The organism is Halomonas sp. A40-4 (assembly GCF_015767635.1).
Taxonomy (GTDB): domain Bacteria; phylum Pseudomonadota; class Gammaproteobacteria; order Pseudomonadales; family Halomonadaceae; genus Vreelandella; species Vreelandella janggokensis.
The window spans coordinates 3,367,650-3,388,908 of record NZ_CP065230.1 but is presented as its reverse complement, the minus strand read 5'-3'; the positions used below and the strand labels follow the sequence as shown (position 1 = coordinate 3,388,908).

General features: G+C 58.4%; 17 protein-coding genes. 8 read left to right on the top strand and 9 right to left on the bottom strand.

The window, feature by feature from the left end; translation table 11 throughout:
* Nucleotides 1–29 precede the first annotated feature (29 nt).
* Nucleotides 30–437 carry an acyl-CoA thioesterase gene (locus IT895_RS15810; RefSeq protein WP_186253834.1) on the bottom strand — a complete coding sequence of 136 codons (408 nt, stop codon included), beginning with the start codon at nucleotides 435–437 and terminating at the stop codon, nucleotides 30–32.
* 119 nt (nucleotides 438–556) lie between these two features.
* Nucleotides 557–988, bottom strand: coding sequence for a hypothetical protein (locus IT895_RS15805; RefSeq protein ID WP_199284006.1), 432 nt, complete (start codon nucleotides 986–988; stop codon nucleotides 557–559).
* Nucleotides 989–1,026: 38 nt separating this feature from the next.
* Between IT895_RS15805 and IT895_RS15800 the strand changes: the two genes are divergently transcribed.
* Nucleotides 1,027–2,190: a MalY/PatB family protein gene (locus IT895_RS15800; RefSeq protein ID WP_199284005.1), complete on the top strand. Its 1,164-nt coding sequence runs from the start codon at nucleotides 1,027–1,029 to the stop codon at nucleotides 2,188–2,190.
* Between the two features lie 4 nt (nucleotides 2,191–2,194).
* On the opposite strand, the gene IT895_RS15795 is transcribed toward IT895_RS15800, so the two are convergent.
* Nucleotides 2,195–3,139 (bottom strand): co-chaperone YbbN, encoded by a 945-nt coding sequence (locus IT895_RS15795; protein ID WP_199284004.1) that lies wholly within the window; start codon nucleotides 3,137–3,139, stop codon nucleotides 2,195–2,197.
* Nucleotides 3,140–3,391: 252 nt separating this feature from the next.
* On the opposite strand from IT895_RS15795, the gene IT895_RS15790 reads away from it, so the two are divergent.
* On the top strand, nucleotides 3,392–4,603 hold the full coding sequence (locus IT895_RS15790) for a YeeE/YedE family protein (RefSeq protein WP_085920130.1): 1,212 nt from the start codon (nucleotides 3,392–3,394) through the stop codon (nucleotides 4,601–4,603).
* 191 nt (nucleotides 4,604–4,794) lie between these two features.
* The gene (locus tag IT895_RS15785) at nucleotides 4,795–6,474 is read left to right on the top strand and encodes an NAD-dependent malic enzyme (RefSeq protein WP_199284003.1); all 1,680 of its coding nucleotides are present in this window, start codon (nucleotides 4,795–4,797) and stop codon (nucleotides 6,472–6,474) included.
* 62 nt (nucleotides 6,475–6,536) lie between these two features.
* Here the strand turns inward: IT895_RS15785 and acnA are convergent, their stop codons facing one another.
* Nucleotides 6,537–9,269 (bottom strand): aconitate hydratase AcnA, encoded by a 2,733-nt coding sequence (acnA, locus tag IT895_RS15780; protein WP_085920131.1) that lies wholly within the window; start codon nucleotides 9,267–9,269, stop codon nucleotides 6,537–6,539.
* 282 nt (nucleotides 9,270–9,551) lie between these two features.
* Between acnA and trxB the strand changes: the two genes are divergently transcribed.
* Complete coding sequence (gene trxB / locus IT895_RS15775) at nucleotides 9,552–10,505, top strand: thioredoxin-disulfide reductase (RefSeq protein WP_085920132.1); 954 nt, start codon at nucleotides 9,552–9,554, stop codon at nucleotides 10,503–10,505.
* A gap of 18 nt (nucleotides 10,506–10,523) precedes the next feature.
* Here the strand turns inward: trxB and IT895_RS15770 are convergent, their stop codons facing one another.
* Nucleotides 10,524–11,072, bottom strand: coding sequence for a GspH/FimT family pseudopilin (locus IT895_RS15770; protein WP_199284002.1), 549 nt, complete (start codon nucleotides 11,070–11,072; stop codon nucleotides 10,524–10,526).
* A 124-nt stretch (nucleotides 11,073–11,196) separates the two neighbouring features.
* Here IT895_RS15770 and thiO point away from each other — a divergent pair, with 124 nt between their 5' ends.
* Entirely contained in the window at nucleotides 11,197–12,297 is a 1,101-nt protein-coding gene (gene thiO / locus IT895_RS15765) for a glycine oxidase ThiO (RefSeq protein WP_085920134.1), read from the top strand.
* A 1-nt stretch (nucleotide 12,298) separates the two neighbouring features.
* Here thiO and IT895_RS15760 read toward each other — a convergent pair whose 3' ends face one another.
* The gene (locus IT895_RS15760; RefSeq protein ID WP_085920135.1) at nucleotides 12,299–12,577 is read right to left on the bottom strand and encodes a PP0621 family protein; all 279 of its coding nucleotides are present in this window, start codon (nucleotides 12,575–12,577) and stop codon (nucleotides 12,299–12,301) included.
* A gap of 120 nt (nucleotides 12,578–12,697) precedes the next feature.
* Between IT895_RS15760 and IT895_RS15755 the strand changes: the two genes are divergently transcribed.
* Entirely contained in the window at nucleotides 12,698–14,332 is a 1,635-nt protein-coding gene (locus IT895_RS15755) for an NAD+ synthase (protein WP_199284001.1), read from the top strand.
* 16 nt (nucleotides 14,333–14,348) lie between these two features.
* Here IT895_RS15755 and IT895_RS15750 read toward each other — a convergent pair whose 3' ends face one another.
* The 3 genes from IT895_RS15750 to IT895_RS15740 form a co-directional block, all read right to left on the bottom strand.
* Nucleotides 14,349–16,505 (bottom strand): putative bifunctional diguanylate cyclase/phosphodiesterase, encoded by a 2,157-nt coding sequence (locus tag IT895_RS15750; protein ID WP_199284000.1) that lies wholly within the window; start codon nucleotides 16,503–16,505, stop codon nucleotides 14,349–14,351.
* 103 nt (nucleotides 16,506–16,608) lie between these two features.
* Nucleotides 16,609–18,324 (bottom strand): methyl-accepting chemotaxis protein, encoded by a 1,716-nt coding sequence (locus IT895_RS15745; RefSeq protein WP_199283999.1) that lies wholly within the window; start codon nucleotides 18,322–18,324, stop codon nucleotides 16,609–16,611.
* 249 nt (nucleotides 18,325–18,573) lie between these two features.
* Entirely contained in the window at nucleotides 18,574–19,386 is an 813-nt protein-coding gene (locus tag IT895_RS15740; protein ID WP_085920139.1) for an outer membrane protein assembly factor BamD, read from the bottom strand.
* 159 nt (nucleotides 19,387–19,545) lie between these two features.
* On the opposite strand from IT895_RS15740, the gene rluD reads away from it, so the two are divergent.
* Nucleotides 19,546–20,505 carry a 23S rRNA pseudouridine(1911/1915/1917) synthase RluD gene (gene rluD, locus IT895_RS15735; RefSeq protein ID WP_199283998.1) on the top strand — a complete coding sequence of 320 codons (960 nt, stop codon included), beginning with the start codon at nucleotides 19,546–19,548 and terminating at the stop codon, nucleotides 20,503–20,505.
* On the top strand, nucleotides 20,502–21,257 hold the full coding sequence (pgeF, locus tag IT895_RS15730) for a peptidoglycan editing factor PgeF (protein ID WP_085920141.1): 756 nt from the start codon (nucleotides 20,502–20,504) through the stop codon (nucleotides 21,255–21,257). Before rluD ends, pgeF begins: the two co-directional genes overlap by 4 nt.
* Nucleotides 21,258–21,259: the final 2 nt, after the last annotated feature.

Below are 21,259 nucleotides of genomic sequence, written 5' to 3'. Positions count from 1 at the left end.
TGGCCGCCCCGTTGCCGGGGCGTCGCGGTTCAGGCGGGGGCGGGCGCGTCTTGGAGATGGGCGGAGAGCGCTTCCCGCAACTCGCCTTCGATGGGCACAGTGCATTTAGCCTGATGATCGTACTGCACGAGAATGGTGTGCCCGACATTGGTTAACTTGCCATGCTGACGCGCTTCCTGGGTAACAGTAAAGGAGCTGTTGCCCAGGCGCGTCAGGTAGGTACGTAATTCGATATCGTGACCATAAAACAGTTCAGCACGGTAGTCGACCTCCATCCGCGCCATGATCAGCCGCCATGCTTTGGGGTTCAGGTCGGGGGTGAATAACCTGAATAGGTCGTTGCGGGCCAACTCAAACCAGGCGGGAAGGCGAGTGTTGTTGATGTGGCCCAGAGCATCGGTGTCGTAAAACGCCGGCTCGATGGTGCGGGTAAACATGGCGCTATCCTTGTTGGTAGTAACAGGTTGTTAGTGGCGCGGAGCATCAAACAGTCGATGGACGACCTGCTTCAGGATTACCCCAAGCAAGCGCTTGGTCAAGTGTCGGCGGTGCTGGTTCACACCAGGCGAAGCCCTTGCTGGTCACGCCAAGCGGCTGCCAAGGCGCTTTTCAGCGGGGCTTGTAAATGAGCTGGAAGTGCCAGATGCGCGTCTTCCAGGTGGTCAAAATGCCGGTTGCGCAGCCAGCAGTATGCCCAGGCGCAGGCTTCGGCTTCGCTCTTGGGCACGGGGCGTGCGGGCATCTGGTTAAGCAGGAACACCGCTGTGCGCGGTGCCCATAGCGGAATGTCGGTGTCCTGAGCATGGCTCCAGGCATCCAGCGTGGCGCCTGTCGGCGTCTCGCTGGGTTCGCCAAGCTTGGCGACCCGCGCCGTCTCGGCGAGAATCAGTGCGAGGCGGTCGGCATCAGCCTGGCCGAGCGAACGCCATTGGCGTAATAGCGCCGGGCATCCTGCGCGGACCTTGGTATAAAAGTCATCTTGCGGCATGCTCTATAGCACCCCCGATTAGATAAGTGAGAGACATAATGGCATTTGATTTTGCCACGCCCATTGAACGACGCCACCCCAACGGGGGGTGGGCATCGCAAAAATGGCACCGGTACGCCGATGATGTGCTTCCCCTATGGGTCGCGGACATGGACTTTCACTCACCGCCCTCGGTGATAGAGGCCCTACACGCCAGGGTATCTCACGGTGTTTATGGCTACGGTGAAGTGCCTGATACGTTAACAGAAACCTTGTGCGAGTGGAGCGCTGACCACTATCTGTGGCCTATACAACCCGAGTGGCAACAGTGGCTGCCGGGCGTGGTGCCCGCGCTGCATCTGGCGGCCCTGGCGCTGACGGCCCCGGGTGACGGCGTGTTGACCGTGACCCCGATCTACCCGCCTTTTCTGGCGGTGGCCGAGCGTACCGGCCGGTTGCCTCAGCAGGCGGCATTGGCCACGCCGGTCAGCGCCGACGATAGCTGGCGGCTGGATATCGGTGCACTGGAAGCTGCGGTGACCCCGCAAACGCGCCTGCTACTGTGGTGTCACCCGCATAACCCGACTGGCCGCGTCTGGTCGCATGGCGAGCTGGCTGCACTGGCGGCATTTGTCGAACGCCATGATCTTTGGGTGGTGTCCGATGAGCTGCATTGCGATTTGCTGCTTGACGAAGGGGCGCACCACCAGCCGCTGGTCGCGGCTTTCCCGGCACTTGCCAAACGCACCATTACGCTCTGGGCACCGTCGAAGACGTTCAACCTGGCGGGCTTGACCACTGCCTGCGCGGTGATCCCCGACGAAAGCCTGCGCAAGCGTTTCGCCCAGGCCGCCAAAGGCTTGTTGCCCGATGGCAACGTGCTGGGGTTGGTGGCAGCGGAAGCGGCTTACCGCCACGGAGATCCTTGGCGTCAGGCCTTGCTGGGGGTTCTACGCGAGCATTGCGCGACGCTCAAGGCGAGGGTCGCGACGTGGCCGGGGGTCGAGATGAGCCCACCCGCGTCAACCTACCTGGCGTGGCTGGATATGCGCCAAGCAGGCCTGGGTGAATCGCCGCAGGCGTCACTGCTTGAGCAGGCGGGCGTCGCTCTTTCAGACGGTGCGGCGTTTGGCCACCCGGGGTTTGTGCGGCTCAACTTTGGCACCACCGCCTCGCAGTTGGAGGCGGCGTTAGCTCGTATGGATACGCTATTGGCCGGTTGAACGATCAGTAGAGCAGGGCAAACAGCTTACGGCGATAGGTGACCGTCAGCGGGTGGTCAGCTCCCAGGGCGTCGAATACCTGCAGCAGTGTCTTGCGTGCGGCATCGTCATTGTAGGCGCGGTCCTGCTTCATGAGCGTCAGCAGCGCCTCCAGTCCGGCTTCGTACTGGCCATCCGCTACCTGACGCAGGGCGCGTTGGTATTGCGCTTCGCTATCGGTGCGGTCACCCAGGGCGGCAATTTCGTCGCTGGAAAGTGCCTGTTCGCCGAACTCGATGCTAGCCCGAACGCCGCGGGCAGACGGAGCGTCGCGCTCTTCCGGGGGCAGGTTGTCCAACAGGCTGCGGGCTTCATCGCGGCGCCCTTCGCTGACCAACGCCCGGGCAAGGCCGATCTGGTAGGGGTAGTGGTCCGGGTATTGGCTGACCAGGTTTTGGTAAATGTCCCGTGCACCAGCGGGATCGCCCTCGTTGAGAGCCGCTTCAGCCTGCTCCTCGGGGCTGGGTGGCGCGTCTTCCGGGGCTGGGAAATAGCGATTGAGCCACTCACGAATCTGTTTTTCAGGTAGCGCGCCCTGGAAACCATCGACCAGACCACCCTGGCTGATCAGTTTAACATCGGGTACTGATTGCACGCCCAACTGACTGGCAATCTCAGGGTTGGCCTGAGTATCCAGTTTGGCGAGCAGGAAGGCCCCTCCGTACTCGACCGCGAGCCGCTCCAATACCGCCATGAGCTGTTTGCATGGCTCGGAGTCAGGCGTCCAGCAGTCCATCAGTACCGGGACTTTCATGGAGGCTTCCAGGACTTGCTGGATATTACCGGCGTTGAGGTCAATGATGACGTCTTCGGGGCGAACCGGTGGCTGGTCGCCGCTGGCTTGGCCGTCCTGGCCAGATTCAGGACTGGTTAATGCTTCACCGGTGCGAGGATCAATGATGGATGACATAAACGGACTCGCGATATAAGGAAATTTGACTCCTTATATGCAGCCGCATCGGCGCGGATTCAAGGTGAATCGGCTAAAAAAGCGTGCTTGTCGCCGGACGGTGCGTTTATATTCTTTAATGATATAGAAGATGCCCGATAAAGCATTTTACGCTATCGTGAGCAATCGGTAGGCTCATCATCATTATTATCTATATCGACCAAAAGCGCCGGTTTCCCCGCCAGGCGCTTTTGGTGTTGCCAAGGTGACTGTATGTCGACAACGACTGAAACCCCCTCCGCCCCGTATCGTGTGCCACTTATCGCCACAGCGGCGGTTGTGCTGGGCGCACTGGTCATCGGTGTGGTCTTTGAGGCCAATACCGGTCTGCTGATGATCGTCGGTGGGCTATTTGGCATGGTGCTTTATCATGCGGCGTTTGGCTTTACGTCTGCGTGGCGGGTGTTCATCAAAGAGCGGCGTGGACGCGGCCTGCGGGCACAGATGATCATGCTGGCGCTGGCCGTGGTGCTGTTTTTCCCCGCATTGGGCGCGGGTACGCTGTTTGGTCAAGAGGTGTACGGCTTTGTGGCGCCCATAGGTATCTCGGTGCTGGTCGGCGCTTTTCTGTTTGGCGTGGGTATGCAACTAGGCGGTGGCTGCGCCTCGGGGACCCTCTTCACGGCCGGTGGCGGCAATGCCCGCATGGTCATCACGCTGATCTTTTTCATCGTCGGGTCGGTGATCGGCACCGCGCACTTTAGCTGGTGGCAAAGCCTGCCCGCCTTTCAGCCCGTTTCCCTGGTGAGGGTGGCAGGCGCCGGTGGCGGTATCGCCATTAGCCTGGTGCTGTTTGCCGCCATTGCAGCGTTTACCGTGGTGATGGAAAAAGGCCGCCATGGCAGGCTCGAACAAGCCACGCCAGTAGACAAGCATGGTTATCAGCGCTGGCTAGCGGGTCCCTGGCCGCTGGTGGCAGGCGCAATTGGCCTTGCGGTATTGAACTTTGCCACCCTGGCGTTGGCTGGGCGTCCGTGGGGGATTACCTCGGCGTTCGCACTGTGGGGCGCTAAAGGCTTCGAGCTGATGGGTGGCGATGTATCCCAGTGGGGCTATTGGCAGTCGCCAGGCAATGAGGCAGCGCTTGCCGCAAGCGTATGGGGCGACGTGACCACTGTCATGAATGTGGGCATCATGCTGGGGGCGTTAGCGGCGGCCAGCCTTGCCGGACGCTTTGCGCCTAACTTCAGGATTCCGCTACGCTCAATACTGGCGGCGATCATCGGTGGCCTTTTGCTGGGTTATGGGGCGCGACTGGCCTTTGGTTGCAATATCGGCGCCTATTTCAGTGGCATTGCGTCCGGCAGCCTCCATGGCTGGCTTTGGTTAGTGGCGGCATTTGTCGGCAATATGGCAGGCGTCAAACTGCGCCCGTTATTTTTCACCGGGGAAGCTGCGCGTAAGCCGACGGCCAAAACATGCTAAGAAGTCATTAGCTAGCGCCATTTTCAGGCTACTTTTCTATTTACGCCTCAACGTTGGTTGGGGCTTTTTTGTCGCTTTAAAACGCCTGTTTGCTACCTTTGTAGGGTGGGCATGTTACATTACGCTAAACGGCTGCAGACGCGCTATGTTGCTGCATTGCAATAGAAATTTGCTAAAAAACGAGACTGCTTATGACCACCGCGAGCAAACGCCCCTTATACCTTCCTTATGCCGGTCCTTCCCTACTTGAAATGCCGCTATTGAATAAAGGCAGTGCGTTTACTCAGGAGGAGCGGCTGGCGTTCAACCTGATCGGTCTCTTGCCACAGAAGGTGGAGACGATCGATGAACAACTTGAGCGCGCCTATCGGCAATATCAGCAGTGCCACAGTGACCTGGAGCGCCATATTCACCTGCGTGCCATCCAGGATGATAACGAAACACTGTATTTTCGCCTGGTGTCACAGCACCTCGAAGAAATGCTGCCAATCATCTACACGCCGACGGTGGGCAAGGCGTGTCAGGAGTTTTCCAATATCTACCGCAACCACCGCGGGTTGTTTATCAGCTACCCTGACCGCGAGCACATGGACGACATCCTGCGCAGCGCCACCAAGGACAACGTCAAGGTGATCGTTGTCACTGACGGTGAGCGGATTCTCGGCCTGGGCGACCAGGGCATCGGCGGGATGGGCATTCCCATTGGCAAGCTGGCCCTGTATACGGCCTGTGGCGGCATCAGCCCCGCGTACACGCTGCCGATCATGCTTGATGTGGGTACCAACAATAAGTCGCTGCTGGATGACCCGATGTACATGGGCTGGCGGCACGAGCGGATCGGTCAGGAGGAATACAATGAGTTCATGGCCACCTTCATTGCTGCCGTCAAACGTCGCTGGCCCAGCGTATTGCTGCAGTTTGAGGATTTTGCCCAGGCCAACGCCATGCCTTTGCTGGAGCAGTATCGTGACCAGCTGTGCTGCTTTAATGACGATGTTCAGGGTACCGCCTCGGTAGTCGTAGGGACGCTCCTGGCGGCGTGCCAGGCTCGCGGGCAAACCATTGCTGATCAGCGGGTGGTTTTCGTCGGCGGCGGCTCTGCCGGTTGCGGTATTGCCGAGCAGGTGGTGGTGGCCATGCAGACGGAGGGCTTGCCCGAAAGCGAAGCCCGCGCGCGCATCTACATGGTGGACCGAGAAGGCCTGATGACTGACGATCAGCCCTGGCAGCGCGATTTTCAACGCCGCCTGGCCCACGAGGCAGACCTGGTCGCCAACTGGAACGGGCAAGGGCTTGAAGAGACGATTGCGCAGATCAAGCCGACAGTGCTGATTGGCGTATGCGGCCAGCGCGGGATTTTTACCGAGCAGGTGGTGCGCACCATGCACGCGGGGTGTGAGCATCCTGTGATCATGCCGTTATCCAACCCGACCTCCCAGGCGGAAGCGGTGCCCGAGGATGTCATTCGTTGGACGGAAGGCCAGGCGTTGGTGGCAACCGGCAGCCCGTTTCCACCGGTGGTCTTTAACGGCCGCACCTATCCGATTGCGCAGTGTAACAACGCCTATATTTTCCCCGGCATCGGGCTTGGGGTCGTGGCTGCCAGGGCATCGCGCGTCACTGATGAAATGTTGATGAGTGCTTCGCGGGCATTGGCGCGGGAGGCGCCATTGGTCAAGGAGGGCAGGGGCGCGCTGCTGCCACCGCTGTCGCGTATCCGTGACATCAGTCAGTCCATCGCCTTTGAAGTGGCGGCCCAGGCGCAACAGAACGGTGTGGCCCTCAAGACCGGCGGTACCGAACTGCGCGCTGCCATCGATCGTGCTTCATGGAATCCGGAATACCGCACCTACCGGCGGCGCGCTTTCTAGGCTTACGTGCAAAAAAAAGCCCCCACAAGGTGGGGGCCAGCAAGCATTGGTCGGTTTCCCGATTAGGCTGCGCCAATCATGTTACGCAGCACGTAATGTAGGATACCACCATGACGGAAGTAAGCCAGTTCGTTTTCCGTATCAATCCGGCACTTGGCATCAACGGTTTTTTCGCCATCAGCAGTTTTGATGGTCACCTTGACGCTACCTCCAGGTGTTAAATCGCTGAGTCCGGCAATCGATACCTCTTCATCACCGGTTAGCCCCAGCGTCTTGCGGCTCTCCCCTTCGGGGAACTGCAGCGGTACCACGCCCATGCCGATCAGGTTGGAACGGTGGATGCGTTCGTAAGACTCGGCGAGCACGGCGCGAACGCCCAGCAGGCGGGTGCCTTTGGCCGCCCAGTCACGCGAAGAGCCGGTGCCGTACTCTTTGCCGGCGATCACGACGAGCGGCTTGCCTTCTTCCTTGTACTTCATCGCGGCGTCGTAGATCGCCATCTGCTCACCGCTTGGCACATGACGGGTTTCGCCGCCAACCACGCCATCGAGCATTTCGTTTTTGATCCGCACGTTGGCGAAGGTGCCACGCATCATGACTTCATGGTTACCGCGGCGCGAGCCGTAGGAGTTGAAGTCCACCGGCTTGACGCCGTTCTCCTGAAGGTAGCGCCCGGCGGGACTATCGGGTTTGATGGCGCCGGCCGGGGAGATATGGTCGGTGGTCACCGAATCGCCCAGCATGGCGAGTACGCGGGCGTTGTGGACGTCCTCGATGGCGTCGGGTTCACGGCCCATGCCCTCGAAAAACGGCGGGTGCTGGATATAGGTCGACTCAGGCCACTGATAGACCTTGCTTTCGGGTACCTTGATGGCCTTCCATATATCGTCGCCTTCAAACACCTCACCATATTCTTTATGGAACATCGCGGTATTGACCTGCTCGACAGCGGTGGCGATTTCCGCCTGGCTTGGCCAGATATCCTTGAGATAAACCGGATTGCCGTTGCTGTCCTGACCCAGTGGATCCTTGCTCAGGTCGCACTGGACGTTGCCCGCCAGCGCGTAAGCGACGACCAAGGGGGGCGATGCCAGCCAGTTGGTCTTGACCAACGGGTGAACGCGACCTTCAAAGTTACGGTTACCCGACAGTACCGAGGCAACGGCCATGTCGCCGTCGGAAATAGCCTTTTCGATCTCATCGGGCAGTGGACCGGAGTTGCCGATACAGGTGGTGCAGCCGTAGCCCACCAGATTGAAGCCCAGCGCGTCCAAGTCATAATTCAAATCGGCGGCCTCCAGGTAATCGGTGACGACCTTGGAGCCCGGTGCGAGGGATGTCTTGACCCAGGGTTTGGTGGTGAGACCTTTTTCGCGCGCTTTGCGGGCGAGCAGGCCGGCCGCCATCATCACGCTGGGGTTGGACGTGTTGGTACACGACGTAATGGCGGCAATCACCACGGCACCGGGGTCGAGGCTGAAATCGTGGTCATTGAGCTTAACGGCCTGACTGGTGTCATGTTCAAAGCTGCGCTCAACCCCCACGGCAGTCTGGCCGCCCTCAGAGGAAAGTTTTCCGTTGGCGGTCGGTTCCGCGTTGGTATCTTCCTGCATGAATTTTTCAAAGGCCGACGCCATGTCTTTCAGGGCCACTCGGTCCTGGGGACGCTTGGGGCCTGCGAGGCTGGCTTCGACCTCGGTCATGTCGAGATGCAGGTTGTCAGAGAAAATCGGCTCGTCGCCCGGTTCGCGCCATAGGCCTTGAGCCTTCGAGTAGGCTTCGACCAGGGCAACCTGCTCATCTTCACGGCCGGTCAGGCGCATGTAGTTAAGCGTTTCGTCGTCAACCGGGAAGAAACCACAGGTGGCGCCATATTCCGGTGCCATGTTGGCAATGGTCGCCCGGTCGGCCAGCGGCAGGTCTTTCAGGCCATCGCCGTAGAATTCGACAAATTTACCCACGACGCCTTTCTTGCGCAGCATCTCTGTCACGGTGAGTACCAGGTCGGTTGCCGTGATGCCCTCGCGTAGCTTGCCGGTGAGTTTGAAACCGATCACTTCGGGGATCAACATGGAAACCGGTTGGCCGAGCATGGCCGCTTCGGCCTCGATACCGCCAACACCCCAGCCAAGGACACCAAGCCCGTTGATCATGGTGGTGTGTGAGTCAGTGCCGACCAGCGTGTCGGGGTAGGCAAGGGTGCGACCATCTTCCTGCTTGGTCCACACGGCTTTGCCCAGGTATTCCAGGTTGACCTGGTGGCAAATGCCGGTGCCGGGCGGCACCACGCGGAAATTATCGAAGGCCTGTTGCCCCCAGCGCAGGAACTCGTAACGTTCCCGGTTGCGCTGCATTTCAATGTCGACGTTTTCCTGAAAAGCGGCTGGGTTGCCAAATTTATCGACCATCACCGAGTGGTCGATGACCAGGTCCACCGGCGACAGCGGGTTGATCTTGGCAGGATCCTCGCCGAGCTTTTCAACAGCGGCGCGCATGGACGCCAGGTCGACCACGCCCGGCACGCCGGTAAAATCCTGCATCAGCACGCGGGCGGGACGGTAGCCGATCTCACGACTGGATTTGCCTTCTTTCTGCCAGTCGACCAGGGCCTGCATGTCATCCTGGGAAACGCTCTCGTCGTCGGCAAAACGCAGCTGGTTTTCGAGCAGAATTTTGAGTGTCTTGGGTAGCCGGTCGATGTTGCCAAGAGTGTCTGCTGCGTCTGGCAGACTGAAATAGTGGTAGGACGTGTTGCCTACCGTTAATGTTTTTTCCGTGTCAGAAAGCTTGCTCATGCGATTCTCCTCTCTATTGCTTGGCGTTGCGCGATGCGCGCCGGTCACTGTCTTCCTTTCCTCTGGCTGATCTTGATATGACGACTATCAGTATGGCTCATCCGGGTCGTTACACCCGAGCATCATGGCCCATGGTTGTTATTAGAGGTGGGTCTGTACGCCTGCGGTTTCAAGTCGCAGCGACCTTTTTGGGTAATACTGGCCTTGCAATCCCTTGTACTTGACGCCATTTCAGGCAGACTCTGTGCAAAATTATCAGCCGACTCTTTACAAGGTGGTGTCATGCAAACACGTCACGAGCGCTTAATCATTCTGGGATCTGGCCCGGCAGGCTACACGGCAGCGGTCTATGCGGCGCGCGCCAATTTGAAGCCGCTGTTGATTACCGGACTGCAAGCAGGTGGCCAGTTAACGACCACCACCGACGTGGATAACTGGCCCGGTGATGCGCAAGGCGTACAAGGCCCTGAGCTCATGGAGCGCATGAAGCTGCACGCCGAGCGTTTCAATACCGAAGTGCTTTTTGATCATATCCACGAGGTTAGCGTAAGCGATAAACCCTTTACCTTGAAAGGCGACAATGGTGTATATACCTGCGATGCGCTGATCGTGGCGACGGGAGCCAGCGCGCGTTACCTGGGCCTGCCCAGCGAACAGCAGTTCATGGGGCAGGGCGTGTCGGCCTGCGCCACCTGTGACGGGTTCTTCTATCGTAATCAAGAGGTCGTTGTCGTCGGCGGCGGCAACACCGCGGTTGAGGAAGCGCTTTACCTTTCGAATATCGCCTCCAAGGTGACCCTTGTGCATCGTCGTGACACCCTTCGCGCAGAGAAAATTCTCCAGGACAAGCTGTTTGAAAAAGTCGATGCGGGCAAGATCGTGCTGGAGTGGTTTCAGCAGGTGGAAGAAGTGCTCGGTGATAACACCGGGGTGACCGGCGTGCGGGTGAAATCGACAAAAGACGACACTCTGAAGGATATTCACGCGCCGGGGCTATTCATTGCCATTGGGCATAGCCCGAATACCGGCATTTTTGACGGTCAGCTGGATATGAGCGGTGGCTATATCAAGGTGAAGTCGGGGCTGGAAGGCAATGCCACAGCGACCAGTGTGCCTGGTGTCTTTGCCTGCGGCGATGTCATGGATCATGTCTACCGTCAGGCGATCACCTCTGCGGGAAGTGGCTGCATGGCGGCGCTGGACGCTGAGCGTTACCTGGACGGCATTACAGGCTGACAGACGCCACTGGCCAGGCTAGTGGGTGCATTGGGTTGGTGAGGGCGCCACTCGCCAGCGTCCAAGTTGGCTCAAGATCAGGGTGCTGCCTCTGGAGCGGGATTTTTCGCCCTGGGGGCAGAGGATAAATCGTCCGTTGTAACCGCTGCTGTGGCCCAGCGCATCGTAGCGTATTCGCCGCCAGCCCCGACTGTAGCGAATGTCGATGCGTTCGCTGGCGGGAAATGTGCGTAGTATGTCGATTGTCGCAATATCCTCGGTTTGATCTCCACGGACCACCATCAGAGCCTGGCTCCAGTTATCGCCGCAGCGCGATGTAGTCTGTGAGTCGGCGATGGGGCATAGCGTGATCGACCGACGCTGGGTAATGGCGGTTTGCCGGGCAAAGCCCAGCGCCGTTTGCAGTCGATTGATTTCGCCGGTGCGCGCAGTCCGTTCACCCAGCGCCTGAAAGCTGGGAATGCCCCAGACAGCGATGATGCCCATGACCAGCAGGGTGACCAAGAGCTCCAGCAGGGTAAATCCCCGAGCCTTGGCAACGTTCATGCGCCATTCTGGTTGATACATATCGCCTCCTTGCACTTGACCCCTTGGCGCCCACCGTTATGCTCGTGAGCAAGCGGCAGGTGGTGAAACTCTTACCTTAGGGGCTGCCGATACTTTTTTATGTAAGCCAAAGCGGACAAAGTGTGTGAGCGATTTCTTAATTGTGGGTGGCGGCGTCATCGGCATGATGACCGCGCTGCAGCTAGCCGATGCAGGGCAAAAGGTCAGTCTGGTCGAGCGTGGCGACTGTGGACAAGAAGCCTCATGGGCGGGGGGCGGCATCGTTTCGCCGCTGTATCCATGGCGTTACGCTCCAGCGATTTCCCAACTGTCGCGCTGGTCGGAAGGCGCCTATCCAAGCCTCGCCCTGCGTTTGCTGGAAGAGACCGGTATCGACCCGGAGTACCGTCAAAAAGGGCTGCTGTACCTGAGCGTGGATGATCCGGATTCCGCGCTGTCCTGGGCGCGGCAAATGGGCAAGCCGCTTGAGCGTGTGAGTGCGGATATGGTGCGTGCCAAAGAACATTGCCTGCCACCGACCGAGGGAGCACTCTGGATGCCGACGCTGGGCAGCGTGCGTAACCCGCGCCTTGGCAAGGCGCTGCGTGCCCGGTTATCGGCGATGCCCAGCGTGACGCTGCATGAGCAGTGTGAGGTGAATGGCTTTGTACGTCGCGGCGAGCGCATTGAGGGTGTAAGCACTGCCCAGCGGACGCTGACCGCGGCGCATACGATTGTATGTGGCGGCGCCTGGGCCGGGGCGCTGCTGGAAACGCTTGAGGTCTCGCTGCCCGTCAGGCCGGTAAAAGGCCAGATGCTTGCTTATCAAACGCCGCCTGGCTTGGTAAAGCGCGTTGTGCTCAAGGACGGGCGCTACGTGATTCCGCGGGCCGACGGTCTGCTGCTGGTCGGCTCGACACTCGAGGAGTGTGGGTTCGACAAGGCGACTGATCAGGAAGCGTTGATGTCGCTTCGCCGGAGTGCGGAGGGCATCGTGCCAGCGCTTGCCGACTATCCGGTGGCGTATCATTGGGCAGGGTTGAGACCGGGGTCGCCGGATGGCGTACCCTTTATCGGCGAACTGCCCGGCTGGAAGAATATATCGGTGAATGCGGGGCATTACCGCAATGGTCTGGTGCTTGCCCCAGCGTCAACGCACCTGCTGGTGGATCAGTTGCTCGGGCGCCCACCGTTGATCGATCCGGCGCCGTATCAGATGACGCCAGAGCGATTAACTGCCGGGTAGGCTATGGGTCGGTGTCGTTATCACGCTGGCTCTGCTGCTCCTGCAGGAAACGGTCGCGATGGGCGCTTGAGCAAAACCATTGCTCAGCCTCGCGCAGCGCTTCCTCTTCGGGTAAATGCACGTCGCACCAGCGGCAGCGTACCATATGGCCGCCGTCGTGCTGTTGGTCATGCTGCTGGGTAAGACGTTCACGCTGCCATTGGCGGTACATGCTGAAAAGCTTGAGACCGGCGTAGAACAACACCGCGAAAATGAGTAGCCGAATAATCAAAAGGTTCATCCTGTTAGCGCCCTCATGCAATTTGCAAGCGCGGCCTTTGCCTGCGAGCGGCCCTTGCGGGACAATGCGTATTGATGGTGTGTCTCCATTCTAAAAGATTCTCAAGAGATTTTATCGCCCATGCAAGATTTAACGCTGGTCATGGCTCAACTCGACCCCTTGGTGGGGGATATTCCCGGCAATGCCGCACGCGCCATTGAAGCCGTGCGAGAAGCGCGCATTGAGCACGGTGCCGACATTGTGGTGTTTCCCGAGTTATTTTTGTCGGGTTATCCGCCGGAAGATTTGCTGCTGCGTCCGTCCATGGAAACGCGTCTGCGTGAAGCGCGTGCCCGCATGGCCGAGAAGATGTCGCCGGACGTGCTGGTGATCATTGGGTATCCCGGTGTACGGGAAGGCCACTGTTATAATCTGGCGGGGTTGTTGTACAACGGCCAATGGGAGGCCGAGTACGCCAAGCAGGCGCTGCCCAACTATCAGGTGTTCGACGAGCAGCGCTATTTCACACCGGGCACCGAGACGCTGGTGCATGAGCACAAAGGGGTGAAACTGGGCATCGCCATCTGTGAAGACTTGTGGGATGGCGCGCCGATCAAAGCCGCGGCAACGGCTGGCGCTGAAGTGCTGATCACCTTGCATGCGTCGCCGTATCATCAGGATAAGCCCAGTGAACGTCTTCGCCTGCTCGAGCAGCGTGCTCAGGATGTCGAGCGGCCCATCGTCTACGTCAATACCATTGGCGGCCAGGACGAGCTGGTATTTGACGGCGGATCCTGTTGCTTCAACGCCCAGGGGCAGCTACAGGTGTTGGCGCCTTACTGGGAGGTCGGCTTGATGCCGGTGCAGTTACTGCAAACCAGTGCCGCGACCTGGGAGCCGCAACCCGGGGAGATAGAGCCTGAAGTTGAGCCCGAAGAAAGTCTCTATTGTGCCCTGGTAACCGGCGTGCGCGATTACGTCAATAAAAGCGGGTTTGATGGTGTGGTGCTGGGCCTTTCCGGTGGTATCGATTCGGGACTCTCATTGGCGATTGCCGTGGATGCACTGGGGCCGCAACGGGTCCAGGCGGTGATGATGCCCTACCACTACACCGCTGACATCTCCAAGCAGGATGCCGCCGAGCAGGCCCGCTTATTGGGCGTGCATTATGACATCATGCCCATCGAACCCATGGTGGAGGCGTTCATGGGCACACTGGCGGAAAGCTTTGCGGGCACCGAGCGGGATACTACCGAGGAAAATCTGCAGTCGCGTTGCCGTGGTGTGCTGCTGATGGCGATCTCCAATAAAAAGGGCTTGATGGTCCTGACCACCGGCAATAAAAGCGAAATGGCCGTGGGCTATGCCACGCTCTACGGCGATATGGTGGGCGGCTACAACGCCATCAAGGACGTATACAAAACCTGGGTGTACCGGCTGGCGCGCTGGCGCAATACCCAGTCACCGGCGATACCCGAGCGCGTCATAGAACGCCCGCCCAGCGCCGAGCTGGCACCTGATCAGCAGGATAGCGACTCGTTACCCGATTATGACGTACTCGACGCCATTCTGGCTCGCTATATCGAAGGCGATATGAGTGCCGAAGCGATCATTGCGGCGGGCTTTGCCCGGGAGGATGTCTATCAGGTCGTCAAGCTGGTTGACCGCTGCGAATACAAGCGGCGACAGGCACCAGTTGGTGTGCGGGTCACCCCGCGTGGCTTTGGCCGCGACCGGCGCTACCCGATCGTTAATGGCTGGCAGCCCGGCGAATAGCCGGGCATTCCGAGACCTAGTCAAGCATCGGCGGTGGTGCCAGACTACGCTTTACCATTTCGACAGCGGAGACCGGTTTGCTGAAATAGTAACCCTGGTAGGCATGGCACTGGTGATCGTTGAGGTGGCGCCAGTGCTCCTGGGTTTCTACGCCTTCGGCGATCACGTTCAAACCCAGTGCCTGCCCCATGGCAATAATGGTTTGCACAATCGCCATATCGTCCGCGTCCTTATGCAGGTCGCGGACAAACGCCTGATCGATTTTGATCTGGTCCAGCGGCAGTCGTTTAAGGTACTGGAGCGATGAATAACCGGTACCAAAATCATCCATGGCGAAACTGATCCCCAGCGCTTTAAGCTGATGCATGCGGGCAATGGTATCGTCCACGTTACCAATTATCATGCTTTCGGTGAGTTCCAGCTTTAACCGTTGTGGCAGAGCGCCGCTCCTGGCGAGTACGCAACGTACGCTATCGACAAAATCGGGCTGCTGAAACTGTTTGGCGCTGACGTTGACCGCAAGCGTCAGATGCGCGGTGCTCTCATCGTCGGCCCAGACAACGAGCTGCTCACAAGCGGTTTCGAGCACCCATTGGCCCATCGGTACGATCAGTCCGGTTTCTTCGGCCAAGGGGATAAAAGTCCCTGGCGATACCATGCCTTTCTGCGGATGTTTCCACCGAATCAGCGCTTCCGCGCCAATCGCACGCCCTGTGCTGTCGACCTGCGTTTGATAAACGAGTATGAATTCCTGACGTTCAATGGCCAAGCGCAGGTCGCGCTCCAGCTCGGTCCTGGCTTCTAGTTCAGCTTGCACCGCCGGGTCATAAAACCTCAGGCCGTTGGGAGCTGACTGTTTGGCAAGGTGGGCAGCCGCGTTGGCGTATTGAAAAAGGTTGTCGACGCTATGCGCTGCGTCGCCAAACAGTACTACGCCAATACTCGTGCTCAGGAAGTGCTCTTTTTCTTCCCAAAGACAAGGCTGGCCGAGAGCGTGATGGAGCTTCTCGGTAAGCAGCTCGGTTTTTTCGGCGGCCTTCAGTTGATCCGCCGGTAATCCATCCACAACCATGACAAATTCATCACCGCCTATTCGTCCAATGGTTGCGCCTTCGATACCAAGGGCCGATAACCGCCGGGAAAGTTCTTGAAGCAGGCTATCGCCTGCCCGGTGACCGCAGCTGTCATTGATGCGTTTGAAGTCGTCCACGTCCAGGTATAGCAACGCGCCGTAGGTCTCTGTCTGCTGGTTGGTGTCCAGGGAATGCTGAAGGTGCTCTTTCATTAGCTGCCAGTTAGGCAGTTGGGTGAGGCTGTCGTAGTAGGCCAGTCGGTGTACCTTGCGTTCGGCCTCACGACGCTGCTGCTCGGTTTTTCGAAACGATAGCAGTGCTGAGGCAATGCGCTTCAGTGGCCCTCGCTGACGTTGGCTCAGGTGTTGGATATCGGCAAAGTCAGGTAATGCTTGGTGCGTGTTGGAAAGCGCCAGGATGGCATCACCAACCATCACCAGTCGACGGTTGATACGCCAAGCGGCAAAGACAGCGGCGACGACCAGTATGCTCAATAATCCTAATCCCAGCCAGGCAAGGGTAGTTATAGATCGGCTCAGGTTATGGAAGGTTTGTTGATGACGTTCACTGGCGCGTTCGGTGAGTGTTTCAAAGGTACCTTGGGTGAGGATCATGAAACGATTGAAGTTGCTTTCCGCCTCCTGCATCAAAAAACCGATGTCTGCTTGATTAAGCGTGGCGGCTTCGTTGGCCATTTGGATAAAACGCCGATATTTTTGAAAAGCGACCAGTAGCGTTTCAGCACTTTCGGCATGCATGCCATCAATCAGGCCCGAAGACGCCAAATGCTCGATACGCTCGCCCATTTCGTTCAGCTTGAGGTGAATTTGACTGTATTCGCTATAGCTATCAAACGCACTGAGCTGGTCGTTGTCGGCTTCAACGAGAACGTGGCTAAGGCGTTCGTGAAGGGCGCCGAGACGGCGCTCGAAGGTTGCCATTTCAACCAGGCTGGCAAGATCGTTTGATTGCGTCTGGTGACGGTCGAGGAACTGTTCTCGGGCAATGCCCAGGGCAAGCATGCCCAACACAACGGCAGGAACAACGAACATCAAGACGGGCAGCAGGAAAAACACGATAAGATTTTGGGTGGGTTTCATATTCGCCTCAGCACAGAGGGCCTTGAATAGTGGCTCCCTTCCTATTGGGAGCCTTTCTTTTGGTGAGTGCCTATCCGTGGCAATGAAGACAGGGGGCCTTTGCCTAGAAGCTTTCCCACTCTGGCTGAGGTTGTTGCTGCTGACGCAATGCGGGTCGAGAGGCGGCTGGCACAGTGTTGGCGGTGGTCTGAGACGAGGCCAAGGCCATCGTGTGGTCTGAGCCGCTAGTAGGCAGCTTGAAGATGGACATGGAGTCGATCAGTTTATGGGCATTCTGGCGTAAATTGTTGGCAGCTGTGGCACTTTCATGTACGAGGGAAGCGTTCTGCTGGGTGACCTGATCCATCTCGGTAACCGCTTGGCCGACTTCCTGTACCCCGGCACTTTGTTCAGCACTGGCATGGCTGATTTCTTTCATGATGTCGGTGACCCGGCCAATTGCCGCCACGATCTCTTCGGTGGACTTGTTGGCGTCGGCGGCACGTTCATTGCCGTGCTTGACGCGCTCAAGATTGCTGGAGATCAAATCATTGATTTCGCGGGCGGCGTCGGCACTGCGCTGGGCGAGTTTGCGAACTTCTTCGGCCACCACGGCGAAGCCGCGGCCGTGTTCGCCAGCACGGGCCGCTTCAACGGAAGCGTTCAGCGCCAGGATGTTGGTCTGGAAGGCGATGGCATCGATGGTCGAGATAATCCCGGCGATTTCCTGTGAACTCTTGTTGAGATCGTTCATGGTGTCAGCCACCTGACGCACGGCGTCACCGCCTTGTGTCGCTGTACGGGAAGCACTGGTCGCTTCCTGGCTGGCCTGTTCGGAGTTGTCGGCGTTGAGTTTGACGGTGCTGTTGAGCTGTTCCATGGCCGAGGCGGTCTCTGCCAGTGCGCTGGCCTGTTGCTCGGTACGCGATGACAGGTCGTTATTGCCCTCGGCAATTTGCTCGCTGTTGCTGGCGACCGCCTGGGCTGATGCCCGAACGTCAGCGACGATGCCCTGCAGTTGACGCGCCATCTCCACCTGAGAGGCCATGATGCTGCGCTTGTCGCCCTTCTTCAAGCGCCCTTGGCTATCCAGCTCGCCGCGCCCAATGGCTTCGGCAAACGCCTTGACTTCATGGGGCTCGGCGCCCAGCTCACGCATCAGCTGACGGGTCATGAAGACCGCAATAAAGCCGCCTACAAGCAAGGCGAATACAGTCAGGCCGAGCATCTGCATCTGGAAGCCGGATGCGGTATCGCGAGCGGACGCAGTGGTAGCGTTATTCAGCTGTTCCTGATAATCGATGAACTGGTTGATGCGGTTGAGCCATTCGGCATAGGCAGGCCCGGCTTCAGCCAGCAGTAACTGCTCAGCCGCTTGATAATTTCCTTGCGCATGGGCATCCAGTACTTCGTCGGTGAGCGCACGGGTCGACTCGGCTTGCTCTTCAATACGGCTGAGTATGTTTTGCTCTTCGCTGTTGTTTTGGCCCTGTAGGCTGGCGTTGTTGGCGATAACGCTCTGCATGCCTGCTGAGGCGCTAGTGTAGTTGTCCTGCAAACGCTGCATGGTGTCCTGAAGCGCAGCAATGTTGCCGTCGCCAGTGAGCACAATGTCGCGCAGCGCGATGGCGCGGTCATGGACACTGCCTCGCCAGTCAATCGCGTGACGCTGCTTTTCGCCGTTGACGTCGTTGATGACTGCGAGGTCGCGGTCAATCTGGTTGACCTGGTAGATACCAATGCCCGTCAATATCACGAGAAGCGCAAGGAGTGCCGAAAACCCCAGGGTAAGACGCGTACTGATCTTGGTTCCCGTGAACCGTGAGTTTGACAAAAGCATTGAGTTTCTCCTTAGGCACCGTTTAGATGCTTGATCATATTGGTACGGGGATATTAGTCATTTATATAGCTTTTGTACAACTATTGGCGGCGGATTTAGCGTGGTTTTTTGTTAACTAGTTGATAAATATAAGCATAAAAAGAAAAGCCACGCGAATGCGTGGCTTTTAAAATGGCGGTTTAGCAAGAAAACTTGTACAGCTTTCTTGCTAGCTCATGTCAACGCCTGACATGGCGAATACGCGATACGCTAATCGATATGCTTGGGTACAAACCGATTGCCTTCTAGCTGGTCATGGTTGGGCGCATTGTCGCGCAGAACCGCGAGCACTTCGTTGGCGCGGTCGTCCATCTCCAGACCCTGGTAGCCTTCTATCATGGTGGCAAGTGCATCGTGAGTGGCGTTGGATTCAGGGTAGTTTTCGATCACCCAGCGACCGCGCTTAACGGCAGCAAGATAGGCGCCGCGACGCAGGTAGTAATCGGCCACATGGAGTTCATGGCGAGCGAGCAATTCACGCAGGTACACGATTCGCTGCTGAGCATCCGGTGCATACTCGCTTTGTGGGTAGCGCTGAATCAGCTCACGGAAATCGCTGTAAGCATCACGTGTGGCGCCTAAGTCGCGCTTGGAGATATCAATCAAGCGCAGGCGCTCAAGGCTGAAACGTCCTGCCTGCCAGGCAGACAAGCCCCGCAGGTAATAGGCATAATCGACCTGAGGGTGATCAGGGTGCAAGCGAATGAATCGGCTGGCGGCGGCGCGCGCTTCTTCCCAGTCGCCATTCTCGTAATAGGCGTAAATCAACTCCAACTGGGCCTGTTCAGCGTGCTCGCCAAACGGGTAGCGGGTGTCCAGCGCCTCCAGGCGTTCTACCGCGATATTGAAGCGGTTCGCATCAAGAGCATCGCGCGCCCGTTCGTAGAGTTCACGCTCGGCAACGCCAGCGTATTCGTCATCGTCGTAGGCTGTGTCGTTGTTGCCATTGCTGGCGCACCCAGCCAGTAGAGCAAAACTTAAAGCAAACACGCCAAAGCGGTTGGCAGCGGAAAAAGCGCGCATCATCATCCTCGTTGCAAACAAGCCTCAATCACCGAAAAGCGACGATGGCCATGAGTAGAAATGGTAGAATAAGTCACAGTCAGCCCACTATAAATCACCTCGGCAAAAAACGCAGGCTTCGTATTACATTGCCGGGGTGTCGTTAAAGGAAGTTATCCTATGCCTCGCAGTGTTGAAGCGACGCAACGCGTGCCAACGTCATTGGCAGGTGCCCGTTTGGACCAAGCGGCGGCCGAGTTGTTCAGTGATTACTCTCGTGAACGTTTGAAAGCGTGGATCAATGCCGGTGAGTTGACGGTCGATGGCGAAAAAGCCAAACCCAAGGCGAAGTTGCACGGTTACGAGACGCTCGTGCTGCAAGCAACACTCGAGGAAGATACGCGTTTTGAGCCTCAGGCGATCCCGCTGGATATCGTCTTTGAAGACGAGACGGTGATGGTGGTCAACAAGCCAGCGGGGATGGTGGTTCACCCGGCGGCGGGCAACCCGGATGGCACGTTGTTGAACGCCCTGTTGTATCATCATCCTGCGTTGGCGGAAGTCCCCCGGGCAGGCATCGTCCACCGGCTGGATAAAGATACCACCGGGCTAATGATGGTGGCCAAGACCCTGCCCGCGCAAACCGCTCTGGTTGAGCAGCTACAGGCGCGCACTGTTTCCCGCCAGTACGATGCCGTGGTGATTGGCAAGCCGATCGCGGGCAGCACGATCGATGCACCGATTGGACGCCATCCCAAAGATCGTAAACGCCAGGCGGTGAACGCCTCAGGCAAACCGACAGTGACCCATTTTCGTGTGGTGGAGCGCTTTCGTGCGCATACGCACGTTCGCTGCCAGCTGGAAACCGGGCGCACTCACCAGATCCGTGTCCACATGGCCCACGCCCGCTACCCGCTGATTGGTGATCAGCTCTATGGCGGGCGCGCCAAGCTGCCGCCTGGCGCTGCTGGTCCATTAAAAGACATACTGCGCGAGTTTCCCCGTCAGGCGCTGCACGCGCGCAAGCTGCGATTTATCCACCCTGTTAGCGGCGAAACACTGACTTTCCACGCAGGCCTGCCTGATGATCTACTAATGTTGTTGGACTACCTGCGCGACGATAGCGAGACCATGCAATGAGCGATGCCATTGACCTGAAGCCCACGCTGTTGGTGCCTGATTGGCCGGCACCGGCTAACGTGGGGGCGTTTGTCACCACCCGGGAAACAGGGCCCAGCCAAGGTGATTTTGCTGCCTTCAATCCGGCTGCCCATGTCGGTGATAACGCTGACCACGTTGATCTGTGTCGTCGGTTACTTGAAAAAGAACTCGGTGATGAGCGTCCATTGCTGTGGCTCAATCAAGTCCATGGCGCGCGCGTTCAGCAGGCGTATCAATGTGATGCGCCAGAGGCTGACGCGGCGATTGCCAATGACCGCGGCTACGCCTGTGTGGTGCTGACGGCCGACTGCCTGCCGGTATTGTTTTGCAACCGAGCGGGGACCCAGGTGGCGGTTGCCCACGCGGGCTGGCGTGGCATGGCCACGGGCGTGTTGGAAGCCACGGTCTCAGCGATGAACAGTGATCCAGACGATATTCTGGTGTGGCTGGGCCCGGCGATATCGAACGCGCAATTTGAAGTGGGCCCCGAGGTCTACGGGGCCTTTGTGGCAGCTCAGCCTGAAACGGCGGATGCGTTCGACCACAGCCCTTATCGTCTGGGGCATCACATGGCTGACCTCTACCGGTTGGCCCGCTTTCGTCTTGAGGCGTTGGGGATTCATCACATCAGCGGCGGTCACTTCTGCACTGCCTGCGAGTCACGCTTTTACTCCTATCGTCGAGACGGCGGCCGTACCGGCAGAATGGCGAGCGTGATCTGGATCAAGTAAAT